Annotated in this window: 16 protein-coding genes; 9 read left to right on the top strand and 7 right to left on the bottom strand. The window is 68.1% G+C overall.

Going from position 1 to position 13828, the window contains the following annotated elements; genetic code table 11:
• The first annotated feature begins 233 nt into the window (after nucleotides 1–233).
• Both IQ458_RS15530 and IQ458_RS15525 read left to right on the top strand, forming a co-directional pair.
• Nucleotides 234–998, top strand: a complete 765-nt coding sequence (locus tag IQ458_RS15530; protein WP_203323381.1) for a DUF899 domain-containing protein — start codon at nucleotides 234–236, stop codon at nucleotides 996–998.
• A gap of 22 nt (nucleotides 999–1020) precedes the next feature.
• On the top strand, nucleotides 1021–1656 hold the full coding sequence (locus IQ458_RS15525; RefSeq protein WP_203323380.1) for a hypothetical protein: 636 nt from the start codon (nucleotides 1021–1023) through the stop codon (nucleotides 1654–1656).
• 9 nt (nucleotides 1657–1665) lie between these two features.
• Here IQ458_RS15525 and IQ458_RS15520 read toward each other — a convergent pair whose 3' ends face one another.
• The 3 genes from IQ458_RS15520 to IQ458_RS15510 all read right to left on the bottom strand — a co-directional run bounded on the left by IQ458_RS15520 (nucleotide 1666) and on the right by IQ458_RS15510 (nucleotide 2925).
• Nucleotides 1666–1881, bottom strand: a complete 216-nt coding sequence (locus tag IQ458_RS15520) for a hypothetical protein (RefSeq protein WP_203323379.1) — start codon at nucleotides 1879–1881, stop codon at nucleotides 1666–1668.
• Between the two features lie 109 nt (nucleotides 1882–1990).
• A complete protein-coding gene (locus tag IQ458_RS15515; protein ID WP_183639369.1) occupies nucleotides 1991–2407 on the bottom strand; it encodes a VOC family protein in 417 nt (138 codons plus the stop codon).
• Nucleotides 2404–2925 carry a helix-turn-helix transcriptional regulator gene (locus IQ458_RS15510; protein ID WP_328805199.1) on the bottom strand — a complete coding sequence of 174 codons (522 nt, stop codon included), beginning with the start codon at nucleotides 2923–2925 and terminating at the stop codon, nucleotides 2404–2406. The genes IQ458_RS15515 and IQ458_RS15510 overlap by 4 nt, the downstream gene beginning before the upstream one ends.
• 159 nt (nucleotides 2926–3084) lie before the next feature.
• Between IQ458_RS15510 and IQ458_RS15505 the strand changes: the two genes are divergently transcribed.
• The 7 genes from IQ458_RS15505 to IQ458_RS15475 all read left to right on the top strand — a co-directional run bounded on the left by IQ458_RS15505 (nucleotide 3085) and on the right by IQ458_RS15475 (nucleotide 10542).
• Nucleotides 3085–3786 carry a PadR family transcriptional regulator gene (locus IQ458_RS15505; RefSeq protein ID WP_203323378.1) on the top strand — a complete coding sequence of 234 codons (702 nt, stop codon included), beginning with the start codon at nucleotides 3085–3087 and terminating at the stop codon, nucleotides 3784–3786.
• 64 nt (nucleotides 3787–3850) lie between these two features.
• Nucleotides 3851–4666 (top strand): siderophore-interacting protein, encoded by an 816-nt coding sequence (locus IQ458_RS15500; RefSeq protein ID WP_203323377.1) that lies wholly within the window; start codon nucleotides 3851–3853, stop codon nucleotides 4664–4666.
• Between the two features lie 45 nt (nucleotides 4667–4711).
• Nucleotides 4712–5986, top strand: coding sequence for an MFS transporter (locus IQ458_RS15495; RefSeq protein ID WP_203323376.1), 1275 nt, complete (start codon nucleotides 4712–4714; stop codon nucleotides 5984–5986).
• A gap of 39 nt (nucleotides 5987–6025) precedes the next feature.
• On the top strand, nucleotides 6026–6709 hold the full coding sequence (locus IQ458_RS15490) for a class I SAM-dependent methyltransferase (RefSeq protein ID WP_235996885.1): 684 nt from the start codon (nucleotides 6026–6028) through the stop codon (nucleotides 6707–6709).
• 179 nt (nucleotides 6710–6888) lie between these two features.
• Nucleotides 6889–8982, top strand: coding sequence for a pyrroloquinoline quinone-dependent dehydrogenase (locus tag IQ458_RS15485; RefSeq protein WP_328805198.1), 2094 nt, complete (start codon nucleotides 6889–6891; stop codon nucleotides 8980–8982).
• A 182-nt stretch (nucleotides 8983–9164) separates the two neighbouring features.
• Complete coding sequence (locus IQ458_RS15480) at nucleotides 9165–9725, top strand: hypothetical protein (RefSeq protein WP_203323374.1); 561 nt, start codon at nucleotides 9165–9167, stop codon at nucleotides 9723–9725.
• A 103-nt stretch (nucleotides 9726–9828) separates the two neighbouring features.
• Nucleotides 9829–10542, top strand: a complete 714-nt coding sequence (locus IQ458_RS15475) for an ankyrin repeat domain-containing protein (protein ID WP_203323373.1) — start codon at nucleotides 9829–9831, stop codon at nucleotides 10540–10542.
• On the opposite strand, the gene IQ458_RS15470 is transcribed toward IQ458_RS15475, so the two are convergent.
• The 4 genes from IQ458_RS15470 to IQ458_RS15455 all read right to left on the bottom strand — a co-directional run bounded on the left by IQ458_RS15470 (nucleotide 10539) and on the right by IQ458_RS15455 (nucleotide 13787).
• Complete coding sequence (locus IQ458_RS15470; protein ID WP_203323372.1) at nucleotides 10539–11465, bottom strand: DUF2268 domain-containing putative Zn-dependent protease; 927 nt, start codon at nucleotides 11463–11465, stop codon at nucleotides 10539–10541. The two genes, IQ458_RS15475 and IQ458_RS15470, sit on opposite strands and share 4 nt — an antisense overlap.
• Nucleotides 11466–11575: 110 nt before the next feature.
• Nucleotides 11576–12184 (bottom strand): hypothetical protein, encoded by a 609-nt coding sequence (locus IQ458_RS15465; RefSeq protein ID WP_203323371.1) that lies wholly within the window; start codon nucleotides 12182–12184, stop codon nucleotides 11576–11578.
• Between the two features lie 260 nt (nucleotides 12185–12444).
• The gene (locus IQ458_RS15460; RefSeq protein WP_203323370.1) at nucleotides 12445–12942 is read right to left on the bottom strand and encodes a DUF2938 domain-containing protein; all 498 of its coding nucleotides are present in this window, start codon (nucleotides 12940–12942) and stop codon (nucleotides 12445–12447) included.
• A complete protein-coding gene (locus tag IQ458_RS15455) occupies nucleotides 12939–13787 on the bottom strand; it encodes a class I SAM-dependent methyltransferase (protein WP_203323369.1) in 849 nt (282 codons plus the stop codon). Before IQ458_RS15455 ends, IQ458_RS15460 begins: the two co-directional genes overlap by 4 nt.
• Between the last annotated feature and the right edge of the window lie 41 nt (nucleotides 13788–13828).

The following is a 13828-nucleotide window of genomic DNA, read 5'->3' as shown; positions in this document are numbered from 1 at the left end:
GGTGCCCACCCCCTTCTTCGAAGGGGGTAGTTCCCCGCCGTTCCACCTCCCCCTTTGAAAAAGGGGGACCGAGGGGGATTGGCTCCTGACGCGAAAAGCAAATCCCCCGATCACCTCCGGCGGATCCGCTCTCTTCGAAAGGGATCACCGGCGCCATCACGCGATCCGCTCAATCCCGCACCACACCAACCGTTCCTCCCCCGATGGCTCTACCCACACCCCAGGAGCAGATCATGAACCTCACTACCCGAATCCCCGCCGCCTCCCCCCGCATCGTCAGCCGCGAACAATGGCTGAAGGAACGCATGCCGTTGCTCGCACGCGAGAAGGAGCTGACCCGCCTGGGCGATCGCATCGCCGAGGAACGCCGCGCCCTGCCCTGGGTAAAGGTCGAGAAGGACTATGTATTCGATACCGTCGACGGGCCGCGCCGGCTGGACCAGTTGTTCGACGGCCGCCACCAGTTGCTGGTCCAGCACTTCATGTTCACGCCCGGCCGCGACCAGGGCTGCCGCAGTTGTTCCTACATGGCCGATCACCATGATGGCGCGCGCGCGCACCTGGCCCAGCGCGACACCACCCTGCTGGTGATCTCGCGCGCGCCGCTGGCCGACATCCAGCGCTTCCGCGCGCGCATGGGCTGGAAGTTCCCGTGGGTGTCCTCGTTCGGTTCCGATTTCAACTACGACTTCGGGGTCAGCTTCACCCCCGAGGACATGGCCACCGGCGCGGTCGACTACAACTACGCCCACCAGTATTTCCCGCATTCCGAGGCCCCCGGTATCAGCGTGTTCCATCGCGACGACGCCGGCACCGTCTTCCACACCTACTCACGCTTCGGTCGTGGCGTGGAAGTGATGATGGGGACATACCCGCTGCTCGACCTCACCCCGAAGGGCCGCGACGAAGCCGGCCTGGAAGACACCATGTCCTGGGTGCGCCACCACGATCTCTACGAACAGGCGGACGGCAAGAGCGCCTGCGGTTGCCACGGCTGAGCACGAAGGCCGGCGCGGCGGCATGGACACGATCTGGCCCTGGCTGGCGATCGCCGGACTCGGTGCCCTGCACGGGCTGCATCCGGCCAATGGCTGGATGTTCGCCGCGGCCGGCGCGATCCATGCCGGCCGTGGCGAACACGCCTGGCATGCGTTGTGGCCGATCGGTATTGGACATGCCACGGCGATCGTGCTGATCGCCACCGCCTTCGCGATTGGCCTGCGCGTGGAGGCGGCGGTCGCCACGCGCATCGCCGGAGCCGCCCTGCTCGTCCTGGCCTGCCATCACCTGTGGCGCCGACATGCGCCACCCGCGCCCACCGCGAACCGCCTCGGCGCGGTCGGATTGGCGCTGTGGTCCGGCTTGATGGCGACCGCGCACGGTTTGGGCATGGTCCTGGTGCCGGCGCTGGTGCCGACGTGCCTGTCCGCCGGCCCGTGGCGCGATTTCACCGCCTCCGGTTCCTCATCCGTGGCATTGCTGGCGGCGGTGGCGCTGCACATGACCGCCATGCTGCTGGTGACCGGCGCTCTGGCGCGGGGCGCCTGCCATGGATGGGGCAGGTACCTGCGTCATTGGCGCGCCGCGACCCTGCGTTGCCTGTGGAGCCTGATGCTGGCCGCCACGGGCATCGTGCTGCTGGCGCTTGCGCAATGACACCGTGCCTCAGCTTCCCGCCTGCGGGGCGGCACGCGACTTCGCCAGGTAGGGCAAGGCGAACAGGTAGAGTCCGGTGATCATCAACAGGATCAGCGGAAACAGCGCCATCAATCCCACCCAGGTGGATTGCTTCTGCATCGCCAACGCGACAAGGTTGGCGAGCACGGTCAGGGTGAAGATGATCGACAGCCAGCGGTGGAACTGACGGATCCACTTGTTCATCGGGATTTCCTCTGCGCTTGGCCCGAGACGCCTCGGGCGGGCTTGCACGTTGCCGGACGGTGCTGCGCCCGCGCGCGGTCATCCGGCCGCGTGCGGGACCAACGTGGATTCAGTGCTTGCCGCGACGTGACTCGATCATCTTCCAGCCATTGCCGGAGGGATCGCGGAAATTGGCATCGACATTGCCGTAGCGTTCTTCCGGCGGCTGGGTGAACTCCACCCCGCGCCCGCTCATGCGTTCGTAGGCCGCGCGGCAGTCATCGACGTCGAGGATGAGCGGCGGCATCCCGCCCTTGGCGACAATCTCGCGCGCGGTCTGCGCGGTGGCGGCGTCGAGCACCGGCTCCTGCGGCTTGAACAGTCCCAGCTGGAACGACGGCTGATCCGGATGCTGCACGGTCAGCCAGCGATAGTCGCCGTTGCGCACGTCGGTGTGCACGCGGAAACCCAGCTTGTCGACGTAGAACTCCAGCGCCTCGTCCTGATCGCGGACGTACAGCCCAACCATTCCAACACCCTGACTCATGTGACCTCCGGTTTCTCTGGGGCCGCCTTTGTAGCACCGGCCTCCCGCCGCCGCTTCTCCGAAACTGCGATGGTGAGATCGGGACGGTGCGCGGCGCTGGCATAGCAGGCCGGCATCGCCTGCGCCGAGCGGCGGGCGGCGCCTTCGCGGCCGCGCAACGCACCCGGACTTTCGCCGGTGATGTCGCGGAAGGTGCGGCCGAAGGTGCCCAGGCTGTTCCAGCCGGTCCGCAGCGCGATGTCGAGGATGGGCAGTTCGGTATCGCGCAGCAGGGTCTTGGCCCGCTCGATGCGCCGGGTCAGCAGGTAGCGATGCGGCGGCACGCCGAACGCCTCCTTGAACGAGCGTGCGAAATGCGCCTCGGACACATGGCTCACCCGCGCCAGCCGTGCCACCGGCCAGTCCTCGTGCGAGGCGGCATCCATCCGGTCCCGGGCGCGCAGCAGGCGGCGCAGGAGTTCCGGATCCTGGCCGGAGCCTGTCGTTGTTTTCCCCATCGAGTCTTCGGATGTCGCCATCGGATGTTCCAGTGAATGCCCGCTATCCCGATCCACGAGCGGCGGCCACCATAACCCAAGGGCGCCGAAATCCAGGAAACGCTCCACGCGCTCCAGGCTTGACGAACACTCTTACGATATATATCTTACGATGCATCTTATGACACCGAGGAGTGTCCGATGCGCCGTCATCACCCCCGACACGCGCGCCGCGGCGAAGACTGCGGCGGCGATTTCCCCTTCTCCGAAGGCTTTTCCGTGCATGCGTTCTGGCAGGCCGTCGGCCGGCGCCACGGCGGCCGCGGCGGTCATCGCCACGGGCCGGGCCCCGGTTTTGCGGGCGGATTCGGCGGCTTTGGCGAGGATGGCCTGACCCGGGGCCGCAAATTCAGTTCCGACGATCTGCAACTGCTGCTGCTGGCCCTGCTGGAGGACCAGCCCAGCCACGGCTATGAGCTGATCAAGGCCCTGCAGGCGCGCTCGAACGGGTTCTACAGCCCCAGTCCGGGCATGGTGTACCCCGCCCTCACCTATCTGGAAGAGCTGGGCTACGTGGACGTGGAAGCCGAGGGCAACCGCAAGCGCTACGCGCTCGCGGCGCCTGGACGCGAGTATCTGGAAGCGAACCGCGATCGGGTCGAATTGATGCTCGCCAAGCTGTCGCATATCGCGCGCAAGATGGATTCGGTGCGGCGCGCGTTCGCCGGCGAACCGCAGGCCGATGTCGATGAAGGTGGCTGGGTGCCCGAACTGATCCGCGCGCGGCACGCCCTGAAGCACGCGCTGGTGCGCCGCGATGGCGTATCGGCCGCCGAGCAGCGCCGCATCGCCGCCATCCTCGAGCGCGCCACCCGCGAGATCGAGGACAGCGAAGGCCAATGACCGATATTCCCCTCCGCCGCCTTCGGGCGGCGGAAATGTTTCACCTCTCCCCCACGAGGTTTCCATGTCCGAAGTTGCCGACAAGGCGGTCGTGCGCGTCCGCCATCCGCTGAAACTGCGCCTGTTGCAGGTGGCGCGCGTGCACGACGTCACCCCGCATCTGCGCCGCGTCACCCTCACCGGCGATTCGTTGCGCGATTTCGTTTCCGCTTCATTCGACGATCACGTCAAGCTGTTCTTCCCCGCGCCGGGCGAAGCGCGTCCCGAACTCCCCGAGCTCGGTCCGAACGGTGTGGAGTTCCGCGACGACAGGCCACGCCCGGTGATGCGCGATTTCACCCCGCGCCATTACGACAACGACGCCTGCGAACTGGAACTGGAGTTCGCCCTGCACGAAGCCGGTCCAGCCACCGACTGGGCATCGCGCGCGCAGCCGGGCGACTGGCTGGGCGTCGGCGGACCACGCGGTTCGCTGGTGATCGGCACCGGCTTCGACTGGCATCTGCTGATCGGCGACGACACCGCGTTGCCGGCCATCGCCCGCCGCCTGGGCGAACTGCCGGCCGGCACGCGCGCGATCGCCGTGCTGGAGATCGCCAACGCCTCGGCACGGCCGGATCTGCGGACCGATGCCGAACTGTCGGTACACTGGTGCCATCGCGACGGCGCGGACACCGCCGAGCCGCTCCTGCTGCAGGCACTGCGCACACTGGCGCTGCCCGAAGGCGATGGCTATGTGTGGGCCGCCGGCGAATCCGCCGACATCCGTGCGGTGCGCCGCTACCTGGTGGATGAACGCGGCGTCGAAAAATCACGCATCCGCGCCGCCGCCTACTGGAAACGCGGCGCGCAGGGCGTGCACGAAAACCTGGAAGACTGATTCCATTCCCCCATTGCTCCGGTCGTCAGACCGCAAGGACGTTGCATGTATTCGTTGAGCGCTCCCCGCGAGCGTCACCTGCTCTGGCTGCTGATGCTGACCCAGTTCACCCTCATCATGGATTTCATGGTGATGATGCCGCTGGGTCCGCAGATCATGCAGGCCTTCCATATCACTCCCGCCGCGTTCGCGGCCGCGGTGTCGGCCTATTCCTGGTGTGCCGGCCTGTCCGGCCTGCTGGCCGCCACCTATATCGATCGTTTCGACCGGCGCAAGCTGATGCTGGTCGTGTACGCGCTGTTCGCGTTGTCCAACCTGGCCTGCGCGATGGCGGACAGCTACGCGCTGCTGCTGGCCTCGCGCGCGCTGGCCGGCATCAGTGGCGGCGTGCTCGGCTCGATCGTGATGGCGATCATCGCCGACGTGATTCCCGGTCCGCGCCGCGGCGCGGCCACCGGCACGGTGATGATGGCGTTCTCGCTGGCCTCGGTGCTGGGCGTACCGGCCGGCGTGTTGCTGGGCGCGCATTACAGCTGGGCTGCCCCGTTCTGGCTGCTGGTCGGCCTGTCGGTGGTGATCTGGTTCGCCGGATCGCGCGTGCTGCCGCCGCTGGATCAACACCTGGCGCGGCAGGCGGTTCCGTGGAAGCAGGCGTTCCCGAACCTGTTCGGCTTGTTCACCCAGGCGCGCTACCTCAATGCGTTCGTGCTGACGCTGCTGCTGATGGTCGCCTCGATGCTGGTGATTCCCTTCATGTCACCGGTTCTGGTCGCCAACCACGGCATCGCTCCGGATCAGTTGTCGTGGTTGTACATGGTCGGCGGCGCGGCGACGTTCTTCACCTCGCGCGCTATCGGCAAGCTGGCGGATCGGCACGGCAAGCATCGGGTGTTCCGGGTCGCGGTGCTGCTGTCGCTGGCGCCGATGCTGTTCGTGACCCATCTGCCCCACATCGGCTTCATCGCGATGCTGGCGTTCTTCCCGTTCTTCATGGTGCTGATGTCCGGCCGCATGATTCCGATGCAGGCGCTGTTGACCACGGTGCCGGCGCCGGCCGAGCGCGGCGCGTTCCTCAGCGCCAACAGCGCGGTGCAGGCGCTGGGCACCGGCTGCGGCGCCTACCTGGGCGGATTGATGCTGTCCTCGTCAACGCCCGCCGGCCCCATCGGCGGCTACGGCACCGCGGGCTGGGTGGCGGTGGCGCTGTCGTTGCTGGCGGTGTGGTGGGTGGGACGGGTGAGCGCCGACGGCGATCAACCGCAAGCGCCGGCCATCGTCGTTGAGCCCGAGCCGGACGCGCTGGCGCGGGGCGAAGGCTGAAGTTCCAGTCACCACCACGCCACTCCGAGAGCGTCCCGCATGACCGACCCCACCTCCGCGTTTTCCGACGCCGCCGCCGTGGCGCGCTACGCCGAGGGACCGCCGCGGCTGGTGCCCGGATTCGTCGGTCTGCAACGCATGGCCACGATCCTGCTGGCCGAGCGGGCGCCGGCCGATGCGCGGGTGTTGGTGCTCGGCGCAGGTGGCGGGCTGGAACTGAAGGCGTTCGCCCAGGCCCATCCGGGCTGGACCTTCACCGGCGTGGATCCGGCGCGGGCCATGCTGGATCTGGCCGCGCAAACGCTGGGACCGCTGGCGGCGCGCACGCAATGGGTGCCCGGCACCATCGACGACGCGCCCGACGGTCCCTTCGACGCGGGCGCCTGCCTGCTGACCCTGCATTTCCTGTCCGCCGGGGAGCGCCTGCGGACCCTGCGCGAGGTCCGGCGCAGGCTGCGGCCGGGTGCGCCGTTCGTGGTGGCCCACGCCAGCTTTCCGCAGGACGGGGAGCAACGCGCACGCTGGCTGTCGCGCTACGCCGCCTTCGCGGTGGCGTCCGGCATCGAACCGGCGCAGGCGACGGCCGGGCGTGACGCCATCGATCGGCACCTGCATCTGCTTGCACCCGCCGAGGACGAAGCGATCCTGGCCGACGCCTGCTTCACCGGCATCGAGCTGTTCCACGTCGGATTCACCTTTCACGGCTGGGTGGCGTACGCCTGAGCGGCGTCCCGATTGCGGTCCCCGGCGTTGATCGGCGCCTGGCGGACGACATGACGGCGCGGCTCGGCCCCGGCCTCCCGCCATTCGTCCCCGCGGCCCGCGATCCATCCCTTCCCTCTCCCGCCCCGCGCCGTTGCGCGCACACTCCGCCGGCAACGACACGGGAGCGAAGACCTATGGTGGGCAAGGCGTGGTACGGATGGGTGGGTGGCGTGGTCCTGGCATTGGCAGGCGCGGGCACCCGGGCGGCGGATGCGGACAACTGGTCCAGCTACGGTGGCGGCCCCGGCGGCGGCCAGCATTCACCGCTCACCCAGATCACCCCGGCCAACGTCGGCCGGCTGCGTATCGCCTGGTCGTTCCGCACCGGCGAACTGGGCGCGGGCCTGCCGGATCCGGAGCGGCGGCGGTTCGAAGCCAATCCGCTGGTGGTGGACGGTCGCATGTACCTCAACACCGGCACCGGCATCGCCTTCGCGCTGGACGCGGCCAGCGGTCGCGAGCTGTGGTCGTTCAACGCGAAGGTCGCACGCAACAAACGCTACAGCGATCCGGCCTCACGCGGGGTGAGCTACTGGCGCGATCCGGAAGCCGCCGCCGGCGCGGCCTGCCGCGAGCGCATCATGTTCGGCACCCTGGATGCGCGCCTGATCGCGCTGGATGCCGCCAACGGCCAGCCCTGTGCCGGATTCGGCGTGCAGGGCACGATCGATCTGCGCACCGGCATCACCCTGCACGACGAACCCGACAGCGAATGGCGCAACTACGCGGTGACCTCGCCGCCGGTGATCGCCGACGGCGTGCTGGTGGTCGGCAGCTCGGTCGGCGACAACCGCGCGCATGCACTGGAAGAAGGCGTGGTGCGCGGCTACGACGTACGCAGCGGTGCCGAGCTGTGGCGCTGGGATCCGGTACCCCGGGATCCGGCCGAAGCCGCCGCGCGCGGCTGGCAACCGGAGCAGGCACGCACCGTGGGCGCGGCCAACGCCTGGGCGCCACTGTCGGTGGATCCGGCGCTGGGGCTGGTCTACGTGCCGACCGGTTCGGCCAGCCCGGATTACCACGGCGGAGAACGCCTGGGCGAAAACCGCGATGCCAATTCGCTGGTGGCGCTGGATCTGCGCAGCGGCCGGCGCGTGTGGGCGCAGCAGCTGGTGCACCACGATCTGTGGGATTACGACCTGGCCTCGCAACCGGCCCTGGCCACCGTGCAGACCGCGCAGGGTCCGCGCGATGCGGTGTTGCAGGCGACCAAGACCGGTTTCCTGTTCGCCTTCGATCGGCGCACCGGCGAACCGGTGTTCCCGATCAGCGAAGTGCCGGTGCCCGCCTCGGATGTGCCCGGCGAGCAGGCCTGGCCGACCCAGCCGATGCCCGAGCCGTCGTTGCGCCTGGCGCGCCACGCGCCGCTGACGCCGGACGATGCCTGGGGCCCTACGCCCGGCGAGCGCCGCGACTGCGCGCAACAGATCGCGCGGCTGCGTTCGGAAGGCATCTTCACCCCGCCCAGCGTGCGCGGCACCATCGCCCTGCCCGGCTGGGCAGGCGGGGTGAACTGGGGCGGCATCGCGATCGACGCGCAGCGCCAGATCGCCATCCTGCCGGTGTCGGATCTGCCGATGCAGGTGGCGCTGATCCCGCGGCCCGACTTCGACTGGGACAAGGACGACGCCTATCCGGAGCAGGAGTTCAACAGCATGGACGGCACGCGCTACGGCATGCGCCGCGGTGTGCTGGCCTCGGCCAAGGGAACGCCGTGCGTCAAGCCGCCGTGGGGACGCGTGGTCGCGGTGGACCTGCGCGCGCGCAAGGTGCTGTGGGAGCGTCCGCTCGGAACGCTGGAGGAGGAACTGCCGTGGCTGCCATTGAACGTCGGCATGCCGGTGCTCGGCGGCGCGGTCACCACCGCCAGCGGCCTGACCTTCATCGGCGCCTCCGCCGATGCGCGCTTTCGCGCCCTCGACAGCAGGACGGGCGAGATCCTGTGGGACGCCAAGCTGCCGGCCGGCGGACAGGCCACGCCATCGATCTACGCGGTGAAAGGGCGGCAGTACGTGGTGATCGCGGCGGGCGGGCGGGAAGGCCTGGGCCCGATGGGCGACTACGTCATCGCCTACACGCTGGATGGCGAGGGCGAGGAAGTGGTGTTCCAGCATGGTGTAGCGGTCCGCATGACGGTGCTGGCGACCGCCGCGCTCGCGTTGCTGGGGGGCGTGGTCGCCCTGTGGCGATACAGGCGGCGGCGCAGGCGCCAGCGCCGGCACACCGCATGACACCACGTCAGCGTCGCCAACCGCCAAGCCGGCGTGACATGACCTGGACCTGGCGGGGCTTCGCGCTACCTGCTACCTGAAATGTATGGCACGACGTTGTTTTCATCTCCACTTCACACAGCCGACCTGCTTTTTTCATGCCTGGCCGGCACGCTGGGCCACCTCGGAAGGGAGACAAGCTCATGACCACAGACGCGCGACATCCCCGTGAACCGCATTTCGCCGGCTGGCGCCTGTTGATGTGGGGCGCCGCCGCCTGCCTGCTGTCGTTGCCGCTGATCGCCATGCAGTTCACCGACGAAGTGAACTGGACGCTGTCCGATTTCGTCGTCTTCGGCGGCATGCTCGCCGTCGCCTGCGGCGCCTGCGACGTGGCGATGCGCAAGGGCGGCAACTGGCGGTACCGGGCGGGCGCGTTGCTCGCGGTCGGCACCGCGTTCCTGCTGGTGTGGGTGAACCTGGCGGTCGGGTTCGTCGGCAGCGAAACCAATTCCTACAATCTCTGGTATGCCGGCGTGCTGGCGATCGGCGTGGCCGGTGCGTTCATCGCACGCTTCCGTCCGGGCGGCATGGCCGCCGCGCTCACCGCCACCGCCATCGCCCAGGCCACGATCGGCCTGGTTGCCCAGTTCTCCGGCATGGATCATCCGTGGCCGGCGACGGTGGTGTTCACCGGCCTGTGGCTGGTGTCGGCGGCGCTGTTCCTCGCCGCGGCGCGCTCCGGTACACGCTCCTTGTCATGACCCCGCCAGCGTCCGGGATGCGTCGGACGAACGGCGAACGAGGGGTTCCGGTTCCGATGGCAGAATCGACCCACCGGTTCGGAACCTGGTGGAGCGCCTTCCCATGAACAGCGATCGCCTCGACCGCATCCGCGATGGCCGCACCGATCTGGTGTTCGAGCATGTCGACGACGGCCATGCCGCCACCGACGCGGATAGAAATGGTGTTCGGCTCATCCAGTGGTGCGCGTACTACGGCGACGTCAGCGCCATCCGCTTCCTGCTTGCCCATGGTGAAACCCTCGCATCGCTCGGCGACAATCTCGGCCTGGGCGATGCGGTCTTCCACGGCCACTGGCCACTGTGCCAGTTCCTGATCGAACAGGGCGCCAACCCCGGCCATGTCCTGCCCGACACCGGCGAATCGCCGCTGCACCTGGCCCTGTGCAAGGCCAATCGCCCCGCCTACGACACCATCGTTGACATGCTGCTGGCCGCCGGTGCAGATCCCGATTGCGCCACCCTGCCGGGCATCGAAACCGGCAGCTTCATGCGCGATGCCCGCACCCAGGGGGAAACGCCGCTGCATCGCGCCGCCGCATTCGGCAGCGAGCGCGCCATCGATCTGCTGCTGGCCGCGGGCGCACGCATCGATGCCCGCGACCGGAATGGCGATTCACCGCTGGGCTGGGCCAGCTGGCACCTGCGGCCCGACGCCATCCTGCGCAAGCTCTGCTTCGGCGATCACTTCATCCATCCGGCGCGCAATTCCACCTACGACCATGGCACCGGCTGGGGCGTGATGGGCGTGGGCAAGCCGCATCTGTCGCGCCGCTAGCGCAGCTCGATGCCCGGCCGCCAGCCGCTGCGTGCGAGGAACGCCCGTGCATCCTGCAAACCGATGATGTCACGCAGCGCCTGCCGCTTGTCGCTGGCGTTCTGGTAATACGATTTCACGATCCGGTAGCCGACCCAATAACCGAGATCGCCCGGGTTTCCGGGTTTGCTGTTGTAGATCCAGTCGGACAGATCGCGCTTGTCCATGTCGGCCTGGAACTTGGTTTCGATGGCCAGCTCCTGCCCCTTCGTGTTCTGTTTCAGATGCAGGTACGCCACCTCGCCGGAGATCAGCTCGCCGACGAATTCGGCGGCACCTTCCATCAGCGCGCTCTCCAGCACCGTGGCCTGCTCGGTTTCGACGAACGCCGGCACCTGCTGGACGTGCACATATTCGTGCGCGATCACGTGGACGAAGCGATCCTCCAGGTCGGGATTGAGCCAGTCGGTCGCGCACAGCGCTTCCAGTCCGATCTGCACGCCAGTGTCGGCGCTGGCGGTGCCGACCGGCTTGCCGCGTCCCACCGCTATCGTGACCGTGGGCAGGCGCGCTTCCGGATACAGTTCCACCAGTTTCCGCAAGGAAGCCCTGAGCCGGTTCCGGGTGTCCGGCAGCACTTCCATGCAGCGCTTGGCATCGATGTAGGCCTGCGGATTCTTCGCCAGGTTCGCGGCGATCGCCTCGCCGGTGATGCGGCGGGCCTTGGCGAAGTGGTGTAGTCCCTCGGATCCAGCATCCAGGTAATCGCGCTGCAATTGTTCGGCGCTCGGGTGTCCCTGGACGCTGTCGTAGAGCCGGTAGAAGCGCTCGACATCGTCGATATCGACAACCGGATCGCCGGCCTTCGCGTCCGCCGCCCATCCTTGCGATGTGGTCGCGCCCAGCACCGCGCACACCATCACCGCCATCAATGCCAAGCGCATGTTCCGTTGCTCCGTGGGGAATGCGGACCACGCTACGGAGGGGACAGGTACCGGATCAATGGCCGTTGGTCACGGTGACTCCCGCCATGCCGCGTCATCCGCTCCAGGCGCTAGGGCCCTGGCCGGCTTTCCAGACCGATGGCCTGCCGCATGCGCGCAACCACGCTGTCGTCGGGCGCGGCGTCGGTATCGGCGCGCTCGGCATAGATGAGCATCAGTTCCTTGCGCTGCGCCGCGTCCGGCAAATGCACCAGACGGACGAAGGCCATGTGCTGCGGCAACCTGAGCTTCGCGGCGGCGACCAGCTGTTCGACCTGTTCCAGATCCGAGTCGGCGGGCGCCTCGTCGCTCAGCGCGCGACCCCAGGTGTCAAGATGGAAATCCAGTCCACCCATCTTCAGCGCGCGGGACTTGGCGTAATCGCCGGCATGGGTCAGTTCGGGCCGGCTGGGAATGTAGGCTTCCGACTGTATCCAGTACAGCCGCTGCACCATGCCCTTGGCGTCCTTCTGCGCGTATACATGCAGATCGCAATCGGCATAGCCGTACAGCACCCAGCGCCGGTTGCCGAGGTATTCGGCGGAAGCCGGCACCCGCACCGTGGCTGGCGGTTCGAACGATTCCACGCTGGCGCCATCGACGCGAAGGCGGGGTTCGACCGCGCCGGCGCCGGCAACCCAGGCCACCAGCAGCACCAGTCCCGACACACCCGGAAGCACGCGCCGGGCACACCATGGGAGAACGGAACGACACGGGTTCATCTGCTGCCTCCACCGGATGGACGTCCGGCCCGCATGCTCGAGGCGATGCCGGACGCGTGCATGTGCCGGAAGTATTCCGGCCTTTCCGCCCGTCGCGGAATACAGGTGGAGTCCGCTTGCCTGTCCGCATGCTCGTGGCGACGCGGAAGACGTCATCCTTCACGCCAGTGCTGTTGCTGCGCAACGCACCCTCGCGCCGGCGATTCGCGTTGATGCGGTCATGCCATCCACGACAGGATCTTTCCGCTCAGATACAGGCCGACGCCGAACATCGCGTGCGTCACCAGGCTGTGCAGGCGTGTGCGGCCGGGATGCGGCGCGCGGCGGGCGGCGATGCCCAGCGCCATGCCGGGCTGCATCAGCAGAAACGGCGCAACCACGGAACCGATGCCGACCATCAGGGATAGCGGAAGCGTTGGCGCGCGAAGCCACGCTTCACCTCCGAACATCAGCAGAATCGCAGCGAAGACAATCCCGGTCAGCACATGCGCCGCGATGCCAATCACCCGCTCGCCATGCACCGGTGGAGTGGCCGCGATGGGATCGTGAAGAAAACGGCCACGCGGCAACCACGCCACCCAGCGTCCAAGCAGTGTGTAGTTCAGTCCCGGCACGCCCAACCAGCGCTGGCGCAGCCAGATCCAGGCATCCATCAGCGCGGTGGCGCCCAGGCCAAGCACAATCGCATGCACGACGAATTCCGACGGCGGCATCATCGCGCTGCACTCCCTCGGCGCGCATCGATCCGCCAGCAGGCGGCGGTGAAGCGGACTTCGGATCCCCGCACGTAGGATTCGAACGCGGCACGCATGGCGCCGACGACCTGCGTTCGGGTTTCGGCATCCGCCTCCTGCAATGCCTGTCCCACCGGCCCCAGCCGGGTGAAGTAGGAAACCAACCGGGATTCGGGCAGCGAGCAGATCGGATCGACCGGACGGATCTCGATGTCGCACCAGCCGGCTTCCTCGAGCAGTCGATGGACGCGATGCGGGTCGGCGAACGCGAACTGGCCGGGACCATCCGCGCGCCGCTCGGGCAAGGCAAGCCACGGTGCGGCGGCACGTTCCGCCGTGGTCATGAACGGATTGTCCGCGGCGCTGCGCCAGGCGATGAAACACAATCGTGCATCCGGCCTTGCCGATCGGTGAAGGTTGGCGAACGCCCGTACCGGATCGGCGAAGAACATCACGCCGAAGCGCGAGATGATCCGATCGAAGTGTTCCGCTGGAAACGGGTATGTCTGCGCGTCGGCCTGGACGAACCGCACGCGCAGGTCTTCGCGCTGCGCACGCTCGCGGGCCAGCGCCAGCATCGGCGCGGAAATGTCGACACCGATGCACTCGCCCTGCCCCGCCAGCACCCGCGCCATCGCCAGGGTGGTGGCACCGGTGCCGCAGCCAATGTCCAGCACCCGCGCGGCAGGCTCGTTCAATGCCTCCCGCAGGATGGGAATGAACGGTTCCAGCATCGCGTCCAGCAGCGCCTGCTGGTCCACCCAGGCTTGGCCGCCGGTGCCGTTCCAGAGCCTGGCCTGCTCATCGGCGATCGTCTTCGTATCCATGGTTTTCTGCGCCCGCTTGCGCCGGGGGAGGAGTAAGGGCA

The organism is Pseudoxanthomonas beigongshangi (assembly GCF_016820515.1).
Classification (GTDB): Bacteria; Pseudomonadota; Gammaproteobacteria; order Xanthomonadales; family Xanthomonadaceae; genus Pseudoxanthomonas_A; species Pseudoxanthomonas_A beigongshangi.
This window is presented reverse-complemented; position numbering and strand designations above follow the sequence as displayed.

What these genes read in the sequence shown, in the direction of transcription:
- IQ458_RS15530 (WP_203323381.1), top strand. Translation starts at nt 234, where the DNA reads ATGAACCTCACTACCCGAATCCCCGCCGCCTCCCCCCGCATCGTCAGC.
- IQ458_RS15525 (WP_203323380.1), top strand. Translation starts at nt 1,021, where the DNA reads ATGGACACGATCTGGCCCTGGCTGGCGATCGCCGGACTCGGTGCCCTG.
- IQ458_RS15520 (WP_203323379.1), bottom strand. Translation starts at nt 1,881, where the DNA reads ATGAACAAGTGGATCCGTCAGTTCCACCGCTGGCTGTCGATCATCTTC.
- IQ458_RS15515 (WP_183639369.1), bottom strand. Translation starts at nt 2,407, where the DNA reads ATGAGTCAGGGTGTTGGAATGGTTGGGCTGTACGTCCGCGATCAGGAC.
- IQ458_RS15510 (WP_328805199.1), bottom strand. Translation starts at nt 2,925, where the DNA reads ATGGCGACATCCGAAGACTCGATGGGGAAAACAACGACAGGCTCCGGC.
- IQ458_RS15505 (WP_203323378.1), top strand. Translation starts at nt 3,085, where the DNA reads ATGCGCCGTCATCACCCCCGACACGCGCGCCGCGGCGAAGACTGCGGC.
- IQ458_RS15500 (WP_203323377.1), top strand. Translation starts at nt 3,851, where the DNA reads ATGTCCGAAGTTGCCGACAAGGCGGTCGTGCGCGTCCGCCATCCGCTG.
- IQ458_RS15495 (WP_203323376.1), top strand. Translation starts at nt 4,712, where the DNA reads ATGTATTCGTTGAGCGCTCCCCGCGAGCGTCACCTGCTCTGGCTGCTG.
- IQ458_RS15490 (WP_235996885.1), top strand. Translation starts at nt 6,026, where the DNA reads ATGACCGACCCCACCTCCGCGTTTTCCGACGCCGCCGCCGTGGCGCGC.
- IQ458_RS15480 (WP_203323374.1), top strand. Translation starts at nt 9,165, where the DNA reads ATGACCACAGACGCGCGACATCCCCGTGAACCGCATTTCGCCGGCTGG.
- IQ458_RS15475 (WP_203323373.1), top strand. Translation starts at nt 9,829, where the DNA reads ATGAACAGCGATCGCCTCGACCGCATCCGCGATGGCCGCACCGATCTG.
- IQ458_RS15470 (WP_203323372.1), bottom strand. Translation starts at nt 11,465, where the DNA reads ATGCGCTTGGCATTGATGGCGGTGATGGTGTGCGCGGTGCTGGGCGCG.
- IQ458_RS15460 (WP_203323370.1), bottom strand. Translation starts at nt 12,942, where the DNA reads ATGATGCCGCCGTCGGAATTCGTCGTGCATGCGATTGTGCTTGGCCTG.
- IQ458_RS15455 (WP_203323369.1), bottom strand. Translation starts at nt 13,787, where the DNA reads ATGGATACGAAGACGATCGCCGATGAGCAGGCCAGGCTCTGGAACGGC.